13 protein-coding genes, 1 other RNA gene and 9 pseudogenes are annotated in these 16,869 nt (G+C 36.1%); 8 read left to right on the top strand and 15 right to left on the bottom strand.

Translation table 11 applies throughout. The features are described 5' to 3' along the window. Positions 1–3 precede the first annotated feature (3 nt). Together ACQG19_RS18795 and ACQG19_RS18790 are read left to right on the top strand one after the other, a co-directional pair. A pseudogene (locus tag ACQG19_RS18795) lies at positions 4–391 on the top strand (hypothetical protein). A gap of 89 nt (positions 392–480) precedes the next feature. Then, positions 481–904 (top strand): annotated as a pseudogene (locus tag ACQG19_RS18790) (hypothetical protein). Positions 905–954: 50 nt separating this feature from the next. Here the strand turns inward: ACQG19_RS18790 and ACQG19_RS18785 are convergent. The 9 genes and pseudogenes from ACQG19_RS18785 to ACQG19_RS18745 form a co-directional block, all read right to left on the bottom strand. Beyond that, positions 955–1,267, bottom strand: a pseudogene (locus tag ACQG19_RS18785) (cell wall-binding protein). Positions 1,268–1,286: 19 nt separating this feature from the next. Then, entirely contained in the window at positions 1,287–1,673 is a 387-nt protein-coding gene (locus ACQG19_RS18780; protein WP_426725974.1) for a hypothetical protein, read from the bottom strand. 41 nt (positions 1,674–1,714) lie between these two features. Beyond that, a complete protein-coding gene (locus tag ACQG19_RS18775; RefSeq protein ID WP_007666384.1) occupies positions 1,715–1,987 on the bottom strand; it encodes a hypothetical protein in 273 nt (90 codons plus the stop codon). 295 nt (positions 1,988–2,282) lie between these two features. Next, positions 2,283–3,431, bottom strand: a pseudogene (locus ACQG19_RS18770) (IS3 family transposase). A 66-nt stretch (positions 3,432–3,497) separates the two neighbouring features. After that, positions 3,498–3,821: pseudogene (locus ACQG19_RS18765) on the bottom strand (relaxase/mobilization nuclease domain-containing protein); the annotation flags it as partial. After that, on the bottom strand, positions 3,790–4,221 hold the full coding sequence (locus tag ACQG19_RS18760; protein WP_074169554.1) for a hypothetical protein: 432 nt from the start codon (positions 4,219–4,221) through the stop codon (positions 3,790–3,792). The pseudogene ACQG19_RS18765 and the gene ACQG19_RS18760, both read right to left, overlap by 32 nt. 182 nt (positions 4,222–4,403) lie before the next feature. After that, the gene (locus ACQG19_RS18755; protein WP_426725973.1) at positions 4,404–4,589 is read right to left on the bottom strand and encodes a hypothetical protein; all 186 of its coding nucleotides are present in this window, start codon (positions 4,587–4,589) and stop codon (positions 4,404–4,406) included. A gap of 1,017 nt (positions 4,590–5,606) precedes the next feature. Next, positions 5,607–5,813 (bottom strand): hypothetical protein, encoded by a 207-nt coding sequence (locus ACQG19_RS18750; protein ID WP_426725972.1) that lies wholly within the window; start codon positions 5,811–5,813, stop codon positions 5,607–5,609. A 3-nt stretch (positions 5,814–5,816) separates the two neighbouring features. After that, positions 5,817–6,719 carry a hypothetical protein gene (locus ACQG19_RS18745; RefSeq protein WP_426725971.1) on the bottom strand — a complete coding sequence of 301 codons (903 nt, stop codon included), beginning with the start codon at positions 6,717–6,719 and terminating at the stop codon, positions 5,817–5,819. Between the two features lie 308 nt (positions 6,720–7,027). Here ACQG19_RS18745 and ACQG19_RS18740 point away from each other — a divergent pair, with 308 nt between their 5' ends. From ACQG19_RS18740 to ACQG19_RS18715, 6 genes are all read left to right on the top strand, one after another. Further along, positions 7,028–7,822, top strand: coding sequence for an AAA family ATPase (locus tag ACQG19_RS18740; RefSeq protein WP_426725970.1), 795 nt, complete (start codon positions 7,028–7,030; stop codon positions 7,820–7,822). Then, complete coding sequence (locus ACQG19_RS18735) at positions 7,777–8,562, top strand: ATP-dependent nuclease (RefSeq protein ID WP_426725998.1); 786 nt, start codon at positions 7,777–7,779, stop codon at positions 8,560–8,562. The genes ACQG19_RS18740 and ACQG19_RS18735 overlap by 46 nt, the downstream gene beginning before the upstream one ends. A 240-nt stretch (positions 8,563–8,802) precedes the next feature. Continuing rightward, positions 8,803–9,174, top strand: coding sequence for a hypothetical protein (locus ACQG19_RS18730; protein WP_426725969.1), 372 nt, complete (start codon positions 8,803–8,805; stop codon positions 9,172–9,174). A 3-nt stretch (positions 9,175–9,177) separates the two neighbouring features. Then, positions 9,178–9,333, top strand: a complete 156-nt coding sequence (locus tag ACQG19_RS18725; protein WP_426725968.1) for a UvrD-helicase domain-containing protein — start codon at positions 9,178–9,180, stop codon at positions 9,331–9,333. Beyond that, a complete protein-coding gene (locus ACQG19_RS18720) occupies positions 9,308–9,547 on the top strand; it encodes a UvrD-helicase domain-containing protein (RefSeq protein ID WP_426725997.1) in 240 nt (79 codons plus the stop codon). Before ACQG19_RS18725 ends, ACQG19_RS18720 begins: the two co-directional genes overlap by 26 nt. Positions 9,548–9,648: 101 nt before the next feature. Further along, entirely contained in the window at positions 9,649–11,052 is a 1,404-nt protein-coding gene (locus ACQG19_RS18715; RefSeq protein WP_426725967.1) for a UvrD-helicase domain-containing protein, read from the top strand. 32 nt (positions 11,053–11,084) lie between these two features. On the opposite strand, the pseudogene ACQG19_RS18710 reads toward ACQG19_RS18715, so the two are convergent. The 6 genes and pseudogenes from ACQG19_RS18710 to ssrA form a co-directional block, all read right to left on the bottom strand. Next, positions 11,085–11,309: pseudogene (locus tag ACQG19_RS18710) on the bottom strand (integrase); the annotation flags it as partial. Positions 11,310–11,436: 127 nt separating this feature from the next. Then, positions 11,437–12,330 (bottom strand): annotated as a pseudogene (locus ACQG19_RS18705) (plasmid partitioning protein RepB C-terminal domain-containing protein). Then, positions 12,327–13,224 (bottom strand): annotated as a pseudogene (locus ACQG19_RS18700) (ParB/RepB/Spo0J family partition protein). The pseudogenes ACQG19_RS18705 and ACQG19_RS18700 overlap by 4 nt, the downstream one beginning before the upstream one ends. Further along, positions 13,214–14,779, bottom strand: a pseudogene (locus ACQG19_RS18695) (recombinase family protein). The pseudogenes ACQG19_RS18700 and ACQG19_RS18695 overlap by 11 nt, the downstream one beginning before the upstream one ends. 281 nt (positions 14,780–15,060) lie before the next feature. Further along, positions 15,061–16,290 carry an integrase domain-containing protein gene (locus tag ACQG19_RS18690; protein WP_168697770.1) on the bottom strand — a complete coding sequence of 410 codons (1,230 nt, stop codon included), beginning with the start codon at positions 16,288–16,290 and terminating at the stop codon, positions 15,061–15,063. Between the two features lie 165 nt (positions 16,291–16,455). Further along, positions 16,456–16,819: a transfer-messenger RNA gene (gene ssrA, locus ACQG19_RS18685) on the bottom strand. Between the last annotated feature and the right edge of the window lie 50 nt (positions 16,820–16,869).

Here is a 16,869-nt window from a genome sequence, read left to right as displayed (position 1 = left end):
CATATGGCAAAACATTTAAACAGGAGTGAAATAAAGGCAATTAAACACATTATACTGACTTGGGACGGTAAAATCACATGGAGCGATTTATGTGAATCAGTTTATAAGAATCTAAAACAGAACTATCACAAGGCAATCTCTAAGTGCTCATGATGAAGTTGTTGAAGCATATAGAACAAAGAAAAATTTGTCTAATTTGAAAAAATCTGGCCTTAAAAAGCCAGCTAACTTAACGATTGCGGCACAACAAATAATAAATCTTAAAGCCGAAAATGAAATGTTAAAAAAACAGAACAATAGATACAAAGAGCAGTTTAGCTATTGGCAGTATAATGCTCATAGACATGGTCTCACTATGGAACAATTGAATAGACCATTTAATAAAAAATAATGAGTTACATCTATTGACAAGTTAAATAAATACGATAAATATAAATATATGGTCAGGATGACTATTTCAATTATGCAAGGATGCATTTTATGGACAAAAACATCATCAATTCAGAGTTTACTCTGGAAGAGCAACTTATCATTATAATTGATAAATATATCTCAAAACGGTACCAGCCCGGAGATAAAAGTTTCTCATATCAACTTTACTTAATTTTTGTGGGATACCATTTAAAATATTTTTACCCTAAAAGGATTTATTCCAAATCCAATCGTAATATTGATAACATAATGACTATGTTTAGCTCGGTATACAAAGTCTGACAAGCAATCTTCTACAACGATTAAATAACAAAGAAGGAGTTATTAGGGAACTAACTTGTCTGTTAATTACATAGATAACAATCAAGAAAAAGCAGAGGAAATCTATGCTACTGTCAGAGCACAATATGAAATGAAAGTAATTGAGAAAGAGTTAACCCATGAAGTTCGCGTAAGAACCGTCAGGTTATAGGCAATAAAAAGCCCCTAAGCAGGGGCTAAAAAACTTCTTGATATAGGCTACTACTGAACTTCTTTCCAGACACCATCAGATTTGATTAGTTTTACTGGTTTTGTTTGTTTCATATTACTAATAGAGGCATCGACAATGCAGTTATAAACATTGTTTGCTTCTTCTGTGCAACTAACTTTCTTCACGTAATCGATTCTTAAAGATTTTTTCTGTAACTCTTGAATCAAGAGCTTTCATACTTGTATTTGTTCTATCTACAACACTTTTGAAAACATTGTATATATCGCCTTGCGATGGTTCATTGTTACATGCGGTTAGAAGGAAGGTGGTAATGATAACTGTGATAATTGAGTATATTTTCATTTTCTTATCCAAAAAACAATTAATTAAGAATGCCAGTTTTGGTGTTGTTATTGTCAGAGGAAAAAGTCCATTTACTTACAGTCTCTCCCTTGAAGTCGATTTCAAGAGTTTTAGACTGAGTTTGGGAACCGCCAAGTAACAGCCCCACAACAGGAATGAAAGTCGTTGCATTGAACTGATTGTTAGACATGAAATATTTCCATTGCTCATTTCCGTCATCGAGTGTGGTTCTTGTATTAGGCTCACCTAACTTAGTGAGTAATTCCGTCTTAGTTGTTTTGTTTTTAATGATCTTTGACTGGAGGCTTTGTGGTGTTTCGTTTTTAAGGTTCTGGTTCCCTGATGTTGAACAGCCAGAAAGCAGGAAGACAATAATAAAAAAAGAGGACGTTATAAATCGGTTCATTTACTTTCTCATTTTATGTTTGCGGTTGTGTGAAATTAATTTCACCGTATAAAAACAACTCTGTCTGCATACATTCTTTTGATTTTATAGATAAGAATAATGATGCTTACGAAAAACGTAATGACTGATACAAGAGTGCTGCCGGTCCACGAAAATGCTAACCACGCGAGACCAAATGCCACGAATTGAAACAGGAATGCCACACTGAGCGGGCTTTCACCGTAAGCGACCTTTGCATGACAGCCTTTGCAAATCCGCACACCATGAGGACTTTGTGTAAAGCAGAACGGGCACTTTATTGTTTCGTTTTCCATAGCTATCCCAATCTGGAAGATTAAATGGTGCGTTTACAGAGATCTGATTACTGACTCGCTTTAGTAAAATTGCTTGTACCGATTGATGATTGTTACTTGATAGTTATTGTCTATCATAACTAGATTATCGATCTGTAATAACGATCAATATTTTCTTGACGAAACACAAATTTATTACTACGCAATTGAGTTAGGTTACGAAAGGTGTTTACAACTAGCTGTCTATAAACGAATTTTTCTTGTAGGTTTCAGATGATGTGTTGAATAGACTTCTCTGTGAATCGCCACGGATAATCTAGACACTTCCGAGCCGTTGATAATACTGGTTTTCATATTCTGTCGGTGACATCTGTTCGCTTAGAACCATGCCGACGCTTACTGTTATAAAACATTTCGATGTAATCAAAAATATCACTGCGGGCTTCTTCCCGCGTTCCGTAGATCTTTTTCTTTATCCGTTCACGTTTCAACAACTGGAAAAAACTTTCTGCAACCGCATTATCATGGCAGTTACCGCGACGGCTCATGCTACCCTCCAGGCCGTGTGATTTCAGGAACGACTGCCACTCATGGCTTGTGTACTGACTGCCCTGATCCGAATGAACCAGCACCTGTTTTTCGGGATTACGCCGCCATACAGCCATCAGCAGTGCGTTCAGGACAATGTCCTTTGTCATCCGGGATTGCATGGACCAGCCGATAATTTTGCGTGAGAACAGATCAACAACAACGGCAAGATACAGCCAGCCTTCGTGGGTCCTGATGTAGGTTATGTCCGTTACCCAACGCTCATCAGGAGCATCCGGATTGAACTGTCGCTGGAGCCTGTTGGGTGACACGATACTGGCCTCGCCTTTACGTGCCCGCGGGCTTCGGTATCCGACCTGAGCCTTTATTCCGACACGTTTCATCAGTCTCCAGACTCTGTTTACTCCGCACTGTTGCCCGCTGTCACGCAGATCCAGATGGATTTTGCGATAACCATAGACGCATCCCGATTCCAGCCAGAACTGTTTAATCTGTCCTGTCAGTCTCAGGTCTGCCTGATGGCGTTGTGAATGCGGTGGCCGAAGCCAGGCGTAAAAACCACTGGGATGAACATCCAGCACCCGACAGAGCAGGCGAACAGGCCAGCAACAGGAGTTGTCACGGATAAAGGCGTACCTCAGTCGGACAGCTTTGCGAAGTACGCCGCGGCTTTTTTTAATATGTCCCGTTCGTCGGTAACCCGTTTCAGCTCTTTCTGGAGACGGCGGATCTCGGCCTGAGCATCTGACTGTTCTTTATTAGTGGAAGAATCCGGACCGTACTTCTTTATCCAGGCATAAAGGCTGTGGGTGGTGATATCGAGACGTGTTGCAACGCTGGCAACAGAATAACCGCGATCAACAACCTGTTTGACTGCTTCAGTTTTAAACTCTTCAGGATAACGCTTACCGCTCATGGGCACCTCTCTTTAAGTCATCTTAAATGACTCTGAGGTGTCTGTTAAACGCGTGGCGATTCACGGATCGTCATGAAGCACATAGCAACGAAGGTGAGTATCACTGAATCCCATTCTCCTCATATAGTCATCTGCGATGCTGGACCATTGTTCAGCCGTTAGGGATTCTACACTAGGCAGGCGAAGCGAGTTGTGCCAAACCGGTTTCTGGACATCTGGCCGAAGCTGTTTGGTGCCATCAAATTCAACTATCAGTTCGAGGGCTGAATCACCTAACATGTTCCCGCCAATGATGATGGGATCACTTTTATGATGTGCTCCCGGCTTCAATGCATATTGAACAACACCTGTGAAGCTCTTACCCCTTTTGATCTTCTGCATACCCTTCACGAGGGACACTCCAAATATCTGCATTAAGAAGATGTTGACGAAGTTCACTGATCTGTCTTCTGACTGCAAATAGTTCAGTATGGGTAAGCTTGCTGTCTTTGCTCTTGCTATCTACATGCAGAACAATGCGGTTCAGCTTCTGATTAATCTCACTCAACGTTTTCCAAGTTTCAATATTTATCGAAGGTATTACTAGAGGAGGCTTTTTCAATGATGATGTTCGCAGCCACTCGCCTTTGCTTTTTTTCCCTCTTCTCGCATTTAGAATATTGAGTTCTTCATTATTAAGCCGAACACTAACACAGTGAGTTCTGAGAGATATATAGAGGGAGGGGGTAATATAAGGATCTGCGTGCGAAATATTTGAATCAAATTGTTCGGTTTTTAATGTTTTTTCCATATGAAATCCTTTTCATGTATGATTATTAACTTGTATAGGAAACCTGAATATTGTCAATAGTAACACTCCAAAAAGACAAGTGTGTTAGATTTACTGGTTTTAAAACAGAGTGATGAGAAAGGATTTTTTACTGAACTCACCACTCTGAAATGTTAACTAGAAGTTAGTCAAATCCAATTTCTTTAAAGATTTATTCTTAATGGAAGTGATTTCCACTCGTCACCTTTGAATTTAATCCTGACATTTAATTTTATTACAGGTGGTGCGTGTATGATTTCTGCTTCTTTGTAAATGCTACCTTCTAGCATTAGGTCAGTCGCCTTAGCCATCCCACGCTTAATTCCACGAATATACCATTCAATAGCCATTGTTTTCATAGCATCTGGTATATCTGCTAACGCAGCATCAAAATCGAGACTTGGATAACGAGTATGAACAGGTTTTTTCCCGTAGCTTCCGATATGCCATTAACCGCTTTTCGTAATGTTGCAGAAGATGCACTAACTGGATTATTACTCATAGATTAAACCTTTTTATTTAGAATGGTCATTTGCTATAAAATTAAGTGGTTCGATTATACATTAAATGGCAGACTGATTAACAATTTTAATTAACTATATGTGAACCCATTCCAGCAACAGCAAAAAAATCATGCATTAATAGCTCTAAACCTTGAATTCACATTAGAAGATTGTATTACAGTTAAAAAATGCAGAAGCTCGTGTCGTATTCTTTTCAACTGAAAGGAGAAAAGCAAGGCAACTCAGAGAAGCGGAGCTTCGGAGAGTTAGCCCTTGCTTAATTAAAAAATCAATCCATATTGACTAAAGATTAAAAAAAGATAAAGTTAAAATAAAAAAGGAGATGAATATGTATAAATATATAAAATTTAAAGACACCAAGATAGATTATTGTTTCTTCTGCGAGTCTATATATTATTATTACTAATAAAAATAATCACATTGATTGTTTAGATATCAAGAAATAAAAATTACTCTATTCTTTGATAAATAGTATTTTGGTTCTCTTGTTTCATGGGAGGTGTATAGACGATATAATTTATAATAATTAAACAAGCAATGCCGAAAATTGAGTAATATAGATGCTTTAATGAATCAGCCTTCGATGTGTTTGGATTTCCATTCTTATCTTTACTTGGTTTCATGAAATATTGCAATGTTAATGCTATAGTAATAATTATATTGATTAGAAGTAAACCAAGCCAAAAAGAGTTATTAGTGTATTGGTTTTTAAAAACTTCAGTGGAGAATTTCAATATGTTGTCGATGAATCCAAACATATAATGTATCCTATTTTTATATAATTACCGATGTATGCTATCTATTTTTAAATCCAGCGAACACACTAAGTGTTCACTGGATTACTTAAGCTGCTAACCCTTCGTTAGGACGATTCGAATCCTCTCTGCTATCTTTTTCAGCAGCATAAGTAGATTCACGAGATTTCGTTGACATACCTGAACCATAGATTCGTTGAGCTTCACTATTCTCAGGTTTCCATGCCCAGTTTGAAACATCTACTTTTTGTTCCGATTCCATTTTTTCAAGAAAATTTAAACCAAAGACATTCATATTTCACCTGCTATTTGAAGTTAACCAATTTGCAATGGACCCGAAATATCCATGCCGGATAAAATCTTCGATTGACAACCATTGACCAGCAGAATTCACCTCTAAGAACCACCAGTAATTATTTTCATCAACGATGAAATCTAAAGCCCCATATCGAAGGTTTAACTTAGACATTAAAGAAATTATTTTTTCCTTCACCGAAGTGGGTGCGTCAATTTTCCAGTGCGGTGTATTAGGTATATCGTATCTACGCCAGTCTACTTTGGCCTTGTTTGAATGCTGAGAGTCTATAGCACAAGCAAAATGTTCATCTTCAATTACTGTGTATCTAACTTCGAATTTTTTATTAACATATTTTTGAAGAGTAATTGGGTTTTCTGAATCGTTAGAGAAACTTTCTAACTGTTCTAAAGTGATTTTGTTTACATATAGACCTAATATCTCACCTGATTCAGAGACATACATATCTTGCGACATGAATTTAACAACCGAATCAGGATAAGTAGTTAAGAAATTTTTGAGGTCTTCTTTGGAGTTTGAAGTTATAAATGCTGGATTATTTAGCCCAACTTCATTAGCTATTTTATGTTGAAAATACTTGTTATCAGCGAGAGTTGCATCTCTTACATGATTAAACCAGCAACTTTCAGATAATGCATTATATAGGCCAAAAAGGCTTTTATTCCATTCAGATCGCCATAATCTGAAACCGTTACTTTGATCTTGCTGTTGTTCAGAATTGACTTGAACAGACACCCGCCTTGGCCAAACACATTTTACGGATGAATTTTTGATTGTTTTTCCGTTTTGGGAGATAGTCCATTCAGAGCCATCAAAGCTAATTTTGGTATCTTTAAGGGCTTCTATATCTAAATTCAAACGGAAGTAGTTATCACCGAGTTTCATCGAAACTATGTCTGCATGAACATCGTTACTGTCAGTAAGTATCAAGATCATTGTTAGGATGTATCTGAAATTTTTTGTTCACTTAATATCCGATAGTTATGTTACATCGTCAATATTAATTTTTATTGATTGTAACATATTGATTTAAAAGTGTTTTAATCATTTTATTGGTTTTCATAAACTAATTTCAGTCAGGTATTATATCTTTTTTTTTTAGTGTTTTTTGTAAACTACCATGCTTTTTACTTGACTTAATTAGGCTTTTGAACTCGATGGCTTTGTGCTTCTGGTGGCTATGGAGTAATCTAATGTGTAGTAAAACTATGCTAAGGGCCCAACCGATTACTATGTATATCAATAAATTAGCTATTAGAAACTATAAAAATTTTCGAAGCTCAAATTTTTACTTTGTTAAAGACTCAGTGAATACAATTATCGGTGAGAATGCTTCAGGTAAAACGAATTTGTTTAATGCTATGAGGTTGATTCTAGATGATTCTCTCCCGATGAATTCTAGGATTCTATCTAATGAGGACTTTTATCGTGGATTATCTGAACCCTTCGGTCATTGGATAATAATTACGCTATATTTTGATGATTTAAGTGAGTCGGAGGAAGAACAGGTTCTTGCCAACTATACAGTAAATGATGGTAATGATAAGTCTATAAAGGAAGGTAACTACACTTTTATATATAGACCAAAATTTCATATTCGACAAAAGTTGTATGAATTAACATTAGAAGATGACAATGTGGAAGCAATATTCGCTTCTTTTACAGAATTTGTATCTAACCATATTATTTCTAAAGAAACATATGAAGCAGTAGCTTTTGTTAGAACAAAGGTTGATTTGAATAATGACGAAATTTATAAACAAGTAGTTGGTGATTTTGATAGTTACTCCTTTTCAAATCCTAATGATGATGATGCTACTGTATTAGGGGTTAAGAAGCCACCTTACTTTGCCTTAGGCAGCGAAGTCGCTTGTACTTATGTCAAAGCACTTAGGAATGTAGTTGCATATTTTAAATATTATAAAACGAATCCATTGTATAAATTACTTACTTTAAAAGTAAACAAATTGATAGAAAAGATATTGTAGAAAATGTTAAAGATATTAATGGTAAAATCTCAGCTATACCTGAAATTGAGAGATTGAGTAATAAGATATCTGCTTCGTTACTTAATACAGTAGGTTCGACTTATTCCCCTAAAATATTAGTATCCTCACAACTCCCAGAAGATTTCACAGAATTAATTCAATCACTTGGCTTAGTGGTTGAAGATTCTCTGGATTACAATGGCTCAGGAAAGATTGATGATCTGAGTCTTGGTGGAGCAAACTTAATTTATCTTGCTTTAAAGTTATATGAATATGAAGAAATAAGGGATAGTGAAGAGCATATTACTCACTTCTTGTTAATTGAAGAGCCCGAAGCACATATTCATAACCATATCCAAAAAACCCTTTTCGATAACTTCAATTTTAAAAACACGCAAGTGTTTGTTTCTACACATTCAACACAAATTAGTTCTGTATCAAAAATATCATCAATGAATATATTATCCCGCCAAAAAGGATTTACTGATGTATATCATCCATCGTTTGGTTTGACGCCGAAAGAAATTTCTTCCGTAGAACGATATCTTGATGCAATTCGTAGTGACCTTTTGTTTGCTAAAAGTGTCATTCTGGTAGAAGGCGATGCAGAACTTATTTTAATACCAGCAATGGTAAAAGAAACTTTGGGAATCAGCTTAGATGAGTTGGGCATAAGTCTGATCAAAGTAGATGGCACTGTTTTTAAACATATTTTAACCTTTTTCATGAAAAAAGGCTGAAAAGAAAATGTGCAATTCTCACGGATCTTGATTCGGCCTATGTAAAAAGTAGCTGATGATATTTTTGATGCGGACTTTGTCGAATCTCTGGTAGATGCCGAAGATGATGGGTTACGAAGAAAAGAAGAGTTAGACAAATATATTGAAGGTAATGAGTTTATTACGGTTCATTACGCAGAAAATACTTTCGAAACTGAGCTTGTTCGCTACGATGAAAACAATAACTTGTTTTTAGAGGTTATGAAAACAGAGTATAAAAAAGAAGCGTATTTTAAAAAGGCTGAAACAGATGTAAATTCATCTGATCTCAGAGTTCGATATAAAAGAGTATTAAAGTTTGCAAAGAAAATAGGGAAGGGATGGTTAGCTACTGAAATGGTAGAGCATCTTAGTGTTGATAATCGTGTTCCTGATTATATTTTACAGGCAATTCAATTTGTGCTTCGGGATAGAAATGTCGAGCCTATATATCAAAAAATGCTTGATTACAATATGTCTTTAATGGGGGTTAAAGAAGTTGACTGTATAAATGCCAAAAAGGATTTTTCTAGTAAAATGATAGAATATAAGAAACATTTCAATGACAGTTTTGTAAGACTGTTGGAGTTATAGATTATGCCATATAGAAATTTAACTTCTGAGCAAATGGATGCCGTTAAATTCAACGGGAATTTATTATTAACGGCATGTCCAGGGTCTGGTAAAACTAAGACATTGGTTTCTAAACTTTGTTTTATTTTAGAAAATAAAAGAACTATTTTGTATAGGTAAAAAAAAGATAATTGCTCTTACATATACAAATATAGCAGCCGATACAATTCTTGAACGAATTATGTCATTCGGCATAAGTAGTGAATCGTTATGGATTGGAACAATACACAGTTTTTGTTTGAATTGGATTATAAAACCTAATGTAGATAAGATACCAAGACTTTGCCGAGGATTTAGTGTAATTGATGAGCATGAAAAGGAATTTCTCTTATAAATGAATTAAAAGAAAAGCATGGCTTATCTGCAAATGATAAAGTTTTTACTAATTTAGATTTTAACCTTTGTCAGCTTTATTCTCGTGGGACCAAAGAATATTTGGTCGTAAAAGAATATCATAATTATTTGTATGAGCAAAAATTAATCGATTTTGATTTGATATTAAATCTGTCTTGTCGGGTGTTGACAAAATACAATGCACTTTGTGAAAGATTGTCTTTACTTTTAAGGTGTATTTTAGTCGATGAGTATCAAGATACATCCCTTATACAATATGAGATACTCAGACAAATTGTATTAAAGAAAAATACAATGATTACTTTTATTGGAGATAAAGAGCAAGCTATATACACTGGTTTGGGGGCTGTCGTTAAGAATAGAAATGAATTAATTGATTGTTTCCAACTTGATGATCTAACCGAGATGAAATTAACAGGGTGTTTTCGTAGTAGCCAATCTATTGTTGATTTTTATAGTAAATACAAAGACGAAGATTATGATATTAATTCACTTTCAGATAATAAGGATTTCAACTCAGTAATTTTTAAAGAAAGCGAGGTAGATGTTACTCAACTTCCTATTTATATATCAGGTATTATTAGAACTCATTTAGCACAGGGAGTGCTTTCAAATGAAATTGCTATTCTGTGTCCAGGCTGGTTTGATGTGATAAAACTGTCAAATGATATTGTTACTCTTAATCCGGATATAGAAATTGATGGAGTCATGATCTCTCCTATACCTAAAAACAATGAAAACCTCTGGCTTGCTTTGGTTAAACTCTTTTTAATTAAGAGAGTTCCATCTAATTTTAATACAAGACAGAAACTATTGCGTGATTTCCTTCAGGAATTAAATGTTGTTGCACCCTATACAGAGTCTTTGTCTCCTAAAAAAATATTGAAGATGATAAATAAAATATCATTATCCGTAGATTATAATTGTGAAATTGATGTTTGGTTGAGAGAGATTATAACGAGCTTTTGCCATTCTATTAATTTGAGTATAAGTATTGATAGCTACTATTATCAAGAAATGGATCTTTTGATTAATGCCACATTGAAAAGAATGTTGAAGTATAAAATGGCTTATAAAGCAAATGAATTACATTTATTTTTCAATTTTAGAAGCGGTGTTAAAATCACAACTTGTCATTCGACAAAAGGAGATGAGTATGAAGTAGTCATTTGCACTGGGTTACTAAATGGAAAAATACCTAATTGGAATGATATTATAAATTGTAGCTCAGAGCATCAAAATTATGTTGCCCGTAGACTTTTATATGTGGTTTCTTCGCGTGCAAAGAAACATTTATACATGATATCAGAGAGAGGTTACAAAACAAAAAAGGGGATATCCATATCAGACAACACCACAGCTATGATCTCGCATTTCTTGTGTTGTTTGCCAGTTCATAGAGAAAATCGTTTTTGTTCGTTACAGCCCATATATCTTGGTGTAGAAAAAGTGATGTTAAAAAAATGGTTATGTCTTGGTGGATAAGGGGCTGGGAGAATTAACCCCTTATAGAGTTGTTACGCCGCAATAGCCTTAAATTTTTGAGCAATGACGTAATCGCTCCACCACTGCATGAGAACCACTCGTTCTGCTAAGTATTCTGCACGATTATAGGCTGCGATGATTTCATCTTTCTTCGAATGGGCAAGGGCCGCTTCTAAGACACCAGACCTGAACTTACCAGATTCCTCTGTGGCCGTTCACGCAATAGATCTCATTTTGTTAACCATAAGTTCACCTCCTTAATCCGTTCGAATGATTACGGCTTATACTGCCTACTTATGCTAATATCTAAGAGAAACCTTTGTGATTGTGTAAGTATACTTCGGCTATATAAAACCATAACCATAACCATAACCATAACCATAACTATGACTGGCTGTTTTCAGCAAGAGTCTTATCATCTAAAGAATTTATTTTGAATTCTTTTTAACTCATTAAGATAATCAACCTCGTTTTCCAGAACGAATGAAGAACTTTAGAGTTACCAAGTAATTTATTAATATATGACTGGATTATAACGAATTTCAACATATCTGAACCATACTCGGTTTGAAGCTTTTTTGTTTCTTCCGAAGTTGTTGCCATTTCCTGTTCCAGACGTAGTATGGTTTTTTTTATGTCCTTTTTATAGGGAGTGTTTTTCCCTTTATTTACTATCATCGATGTCGGTGTAGCATCCAAGATGCTCATTGCAAATTTTTTACTATAGTTATCAAAATTAATCATTGTACCGACTGCTTCAATTTGACGAATTGGCTTCATTTTCCTCAAAACATCAAATGTAGCCTTAGGTATAGGTTTATCAGAAAGTTTCGCAATTACACTTGGATTCATACCATTCATCACATTAGCTTTATCTTTTATAGCATCAATAGATATCCCCAAAACAGCACTAAGTTTTTCAATTGATACTTTTGCCAGGACTTGATTATCATTCTATGTTCTTCAACTACATTTATATGATTGACTTGTTTGTTAGGAGTGAAACGCATTATCTATGCTCGAAAGTATACATGGAGCTTTTTCTAAGCCTAAATCTTTTAAAGCCTCAACCCTCAAATGGCCATCGAGTATCTTAATGGCATCTTTATCTTTGTCATAGAACACTATTATTGGTTCAATAATACCTAAGCTTTCAATTGAGGTAACTATTTGATGATATTTATGACTTAGCTTTACATTTTCTAACAATTCCTTTGAGGGAATTAGCTTGTTAGTTTCTAAATAAATAAAATTGTCGCCAAAACGTATCTGAATCATTTTGATGCCTCTTGTTCTATTGGATTGAGGATCTGAGATGGCAGTTCTGATAGATTCTCTTGTTCAAGTATATTTTGAAAGCTTTTATTCATCATTATGATGTTAAAAATCTCATTTACTATCAGCAAATTAGTTTTTATAAATTTAGAGTTGTTATAAACAGATTTATGTTCAGCGATACTATTTTCATAAAGCTCAATTAACTCCTCAGCAGTCATTCTTTTTGATGGTTTGTGATAATAAAACCCGGGTGGCTTTTGCACCTTTATTCCCGATTGTTCGCTGATTTAGAATGTGTTTTATCTTTATAATGTCCCGGCTTTTAATTAATTTTTTATCATATGCTTCGGTAAGAATATCTTGTGCTTCTTCAGTTTCACATCTTGCAAATTGCACTGCAAGATACAGAGGCAAATTCCCCCGTTCGACTGCAGAGAGAAGTTTATGCTCTCCCTTATCAAGAAGCATATTTATACTGCTCACCCAGTTCGATGAATACCCAGTAATCTCACTTATTTCGGAGTCTGAAAGTCCTCTGATTTTCATATCTTTTATTACCTGTAATAACTCATTGGAACGCGGTCTCCTCCTTGCAATGTTTTCAACTAAACTCATAACGTAAGCATCTTCTTCTGATACATCTCTTATAATTGCTGGAATAATTGTTTCACCTAATGCAATGAGAGCCTCTATCTTCCCTTGACCACAAATTAAAGCATATTTGAAATCGTCTTCATCAATCGCTCTCACGCTTATAGGCTTGCTTAATCCTCTTTTTTTTATGCTTTCCTTAATTTCTTCATGCACTACCTTATTTCTAGTTCGAGGGTTAAGAAATTTTATTTTTGCAATCTCAATTTGAATTATTGGGAATTCATTTGTTTCAGGCAGCATATAGTTCCCTCACTTTCATGCGAGTAATAATTTGTAGAAGTGTATCCAGATTATCAAATCTATAGAGATTTCGTAATCGAATGTTGTTTGTTTCCGTCATGCACATTTTACTATATTCGTTTTCTATCTTTGGTATGATATAAAAATCAAGAGGCGAAATATTTTGTGAATCCATTCGTATAACAATTGTTATGTCTGCTTTCTGTGACTTATTAAAACTGGACCTTCCATCTAAGTTTACCTGATTTCATATGTATGCATTTAGTAATAATGACGGAAATTAAAAGCTCATCATTGATGTAAAGCATTGGGGCATATTTATATTCGTCTATATAGCAGTTACTTTTTAAAATCCTACCCTTAAAATCCTCAATTATATCTGAGTAAAATGATCTTAGTGCTTCATTTTTTTGGAGATAGCTGTAATCATGTTCTGGCTTATAACCAATCAAAGTATATGCTCTTAAAAGACCACCAAATCGCGTTCTGTAAACAGAAGATGAAGGGCCTGTATCATCTTCATCAATGATAAAGCCAGATAGTTTTCCATTAGATTCTAATTTTTGTTTTAGCTTTTCTAAAAGCTCTTCATTAGTCAAATGTACGGATCGGAGCTGAATTATTTCTTGAGCTTTATTATATTTTTTCTTTGAAATAATGGGTTTATATGCCTTGTCGCATCTAACCCATTCATTTTTGGGGTTTTTTACAAGCCTACTTTTTAGTTTAGATGAGGTTTTGTTATATATGTTATTTCCAATATATTTTTCATTTGTCAAGATTTGATGTATTTTTGCACGAGTCCATAATGTTCCATTTTCTGCAGGTATATTCTGTTCATTTAGTCTCTCAGCAATAATGAATTCTGGCATGTTATCATCTATAAAGAGATCATAAATGCTATTTACAATTTTGATTCCATTTTTTGGTCCCGGAATTAATATCACCCTATCTGTTTGAATACTCTTTCTTTTGCGGATAAGCCCAATATTTCTTTAGCTATGCCATTTTCATCTACTAAAAGACGTCTTAGCCCATAACCAGCCATTCCGCCTTGATGATAACCAAGCTTTATTAAATTTACTTGCCCTATAAATACCTTTTCTGATAAATTCCTGCTGTGATATGCAGCACTAGATCTTTTTATATTCAGTATAACAGAAGACTCTAAAGGGAAATCTTTAGTGGGAATAGGTTCAGAACAGTATATAAGATCTACACCGTTTCTCTCAAATAGAAAGGAATAATATGCAGCTTCATCACTATTTTGAAAACGACCAAAACGGCTCACATCATAAAATAATACAGCCTGTATATCTATTTTCTTTTGTTCTACATCACTAAGTAACTGCTGCAAAGAATGCCGGCCTATGATACTGACTCCGCTCTTACCTGCATCATCGTAGGTATAAGCGATTTCCATATTGTTCTTTTCAGCATAATCTTTGATATATTCGGACTGATTATGTAAAGAATATTGCTGATGGTCGGTAGACATCCTCAATAATCTGCGCGACCTGAACTTTATGATTTTTCTATCATTTTCGCTAGCCATGCACGAAACCTCATGGATGATTCAATACAATGTAGAGGATAAAATTGATCAATTTTTAACCAAATTCAACTGTTTTATCATTGATTAGAGCGAATTTAGTAAATCTTCGAGGTGTATGATAATCGAGAAGAGATGTGAATTATTTAGCTGATATGACCGACAGCTTTCGTTATGTGGCCTCAAGGTACCCATTCGTAAATGGCTATGCTTAGTCCACATAGGTTAATAGTTTGATTATTAATTCTTTAACAAATCAAGATAGTTAACCCATCATGGAAGAGTTATGCGGCAATAATTTTGTATTTTTGAGACGAAACAAAGTCACTCCACCACTGCATGAGAACCACCCGTTCTGTGAGATACTCTGCACGATTGTAGGCTGCAATTATTTCATCTTTCTTCGAGTGGGCAAGGGCGGCTTCTAAGACATCTGTTCTGAACTTTCCAGACTCCTCTGCGGCCGTTCTTGCTATAGAACGCATTCCGTGGGCTACCAGTTCACCACCGAATCCCATTCGGATGATTGCAGCATTCGCTGTTTGTTCATGCATATGATTGAGTGGAGCTTTGATACTTGGGAAAACCCACTCTCTGTGCCCACTGATGGCTTTCATTGAATCCAAGACTCGCAAAGCTTCTTTGCTTAGTGGAACTTTGTGAGGCTTCTTCATTTTCATAAACTCAGCCGGGATGTTCCATATCGAGTTGTCAGTATCTATATCGGCCCATCTCGCACGAACGGCTTCCCCTGGACGAACCCAGGTCAGCAATTGCCATTCAATCAGCAATCTTGTCTCCATACGAACTGAGGCATTGTTTAACACCATTAGGAAGCGGGGTAACTCGGAAGGGGGTAATGCTGGCATATTCTGTTTTTTAGGCTTACTGAACCGTTGCCCAAGGTTGTCAGCCGGATTGAACTCGATAAGTTCTTCAGTCGCGGCCCATCGAAAAATCTCATTTAATCGGGAAATGATTCGCCGTAAGGTTTCGAGGACTCCTCGTTGCTCAATAGGGTCGAGATGTTGCTTTAAGAGTTTGGGTCGAATCTCATTGATAGGAACCTTACCCAAGCCGGGAAATATATTTCTCTCCAGGCTTCGCCAGATGTCTTCTGCATGGTCTTGTGAGATACCAGAGGTCTTAACCTTCTCATCCAACCATTTCCTTGCCACGGCTTGGAGAGTGTGTTCAGTAGCATTCTTTAAGGCATTAGCTTTATCGTTGTTATGAACTTGGGGATCAATGCCATTAGCAAGCAAGGAAAGGTATTCATCTCGTAAGGCTCTGGCTCTTGCCAGTGTAAGGTGAGGATAGGTCCCAAGGCTCATTTTGGTTCTTTTTTTACTCACTGGCACTGCATACCTGAAATACCAATTCTTCTTTCCTCCTTTCGAAAGGGGAGCGATTCGTAGTATCAAACCATCTCCGTCAAACAAGTTGATTTCTTTGTCGGCTGGCTTGGTGCTTTTGATTTCAGTGTCAGTGAGCTTCTTAGCGATTTTTGCCATTTTGGGACCCTCGGTTTTTGGACCCTTCTCAGTGGGTCCCATTCAGGGTGCCATATGTGATAGTTCTCAGCAATTCTCACTGGACGACAATAGACGTAAAAAAGCCCGCAGAGCTTGTGCTGTGCGGGCTTAGTGGACTTTACTGAACTTCAGTACATCAATATTTGGTGGAGCTGGCGGGAGTTGAACCCGCGTCCGAAATTTCTACATCCTCGGTACTACATGCTTAGTTTGTCTTTACATTCGCACGCCAGCTGCGGACAGACACGCCACTAACGAACTAGCCTGATTAGTTTTAACGCTTCAACCCCAGGCAGGGCTTCCACGCGATCTCTTTTGGATTTGACCTCTCTTTGATCCCCGTCTTAAGAGCGGAAGCTAGGGAGAGAGGGCTCAGAGCAGGTTATTAAGCTGCTAAAGCGTAGTTTTCGTCGTTTGCGACTATTTTTTTGCGGCTTTTAACGAGGCAAACCGCCCCTCGGCATGCACCTTGGGTTTCGCAAATCCCGTCGAATCCAGAATCAGCCCCAATAGTGTTGAACTCAGTATACCAGATTTCACTTCCTGGATACCAGCCCG

Source organism: Enterobacter cloacae complex sp. 277I4, from assembly GCF_050031465.1.
Lineage (GTDB): Bacteria > Pseudomonadota > Gammaproteobacteria > Enterobacterales > Enterobacteriaceae > Enterobacter > Enterobacter cloacae.
This window is presented reverse-complemented; position numbering and strand designations above follow the sequence as displayed.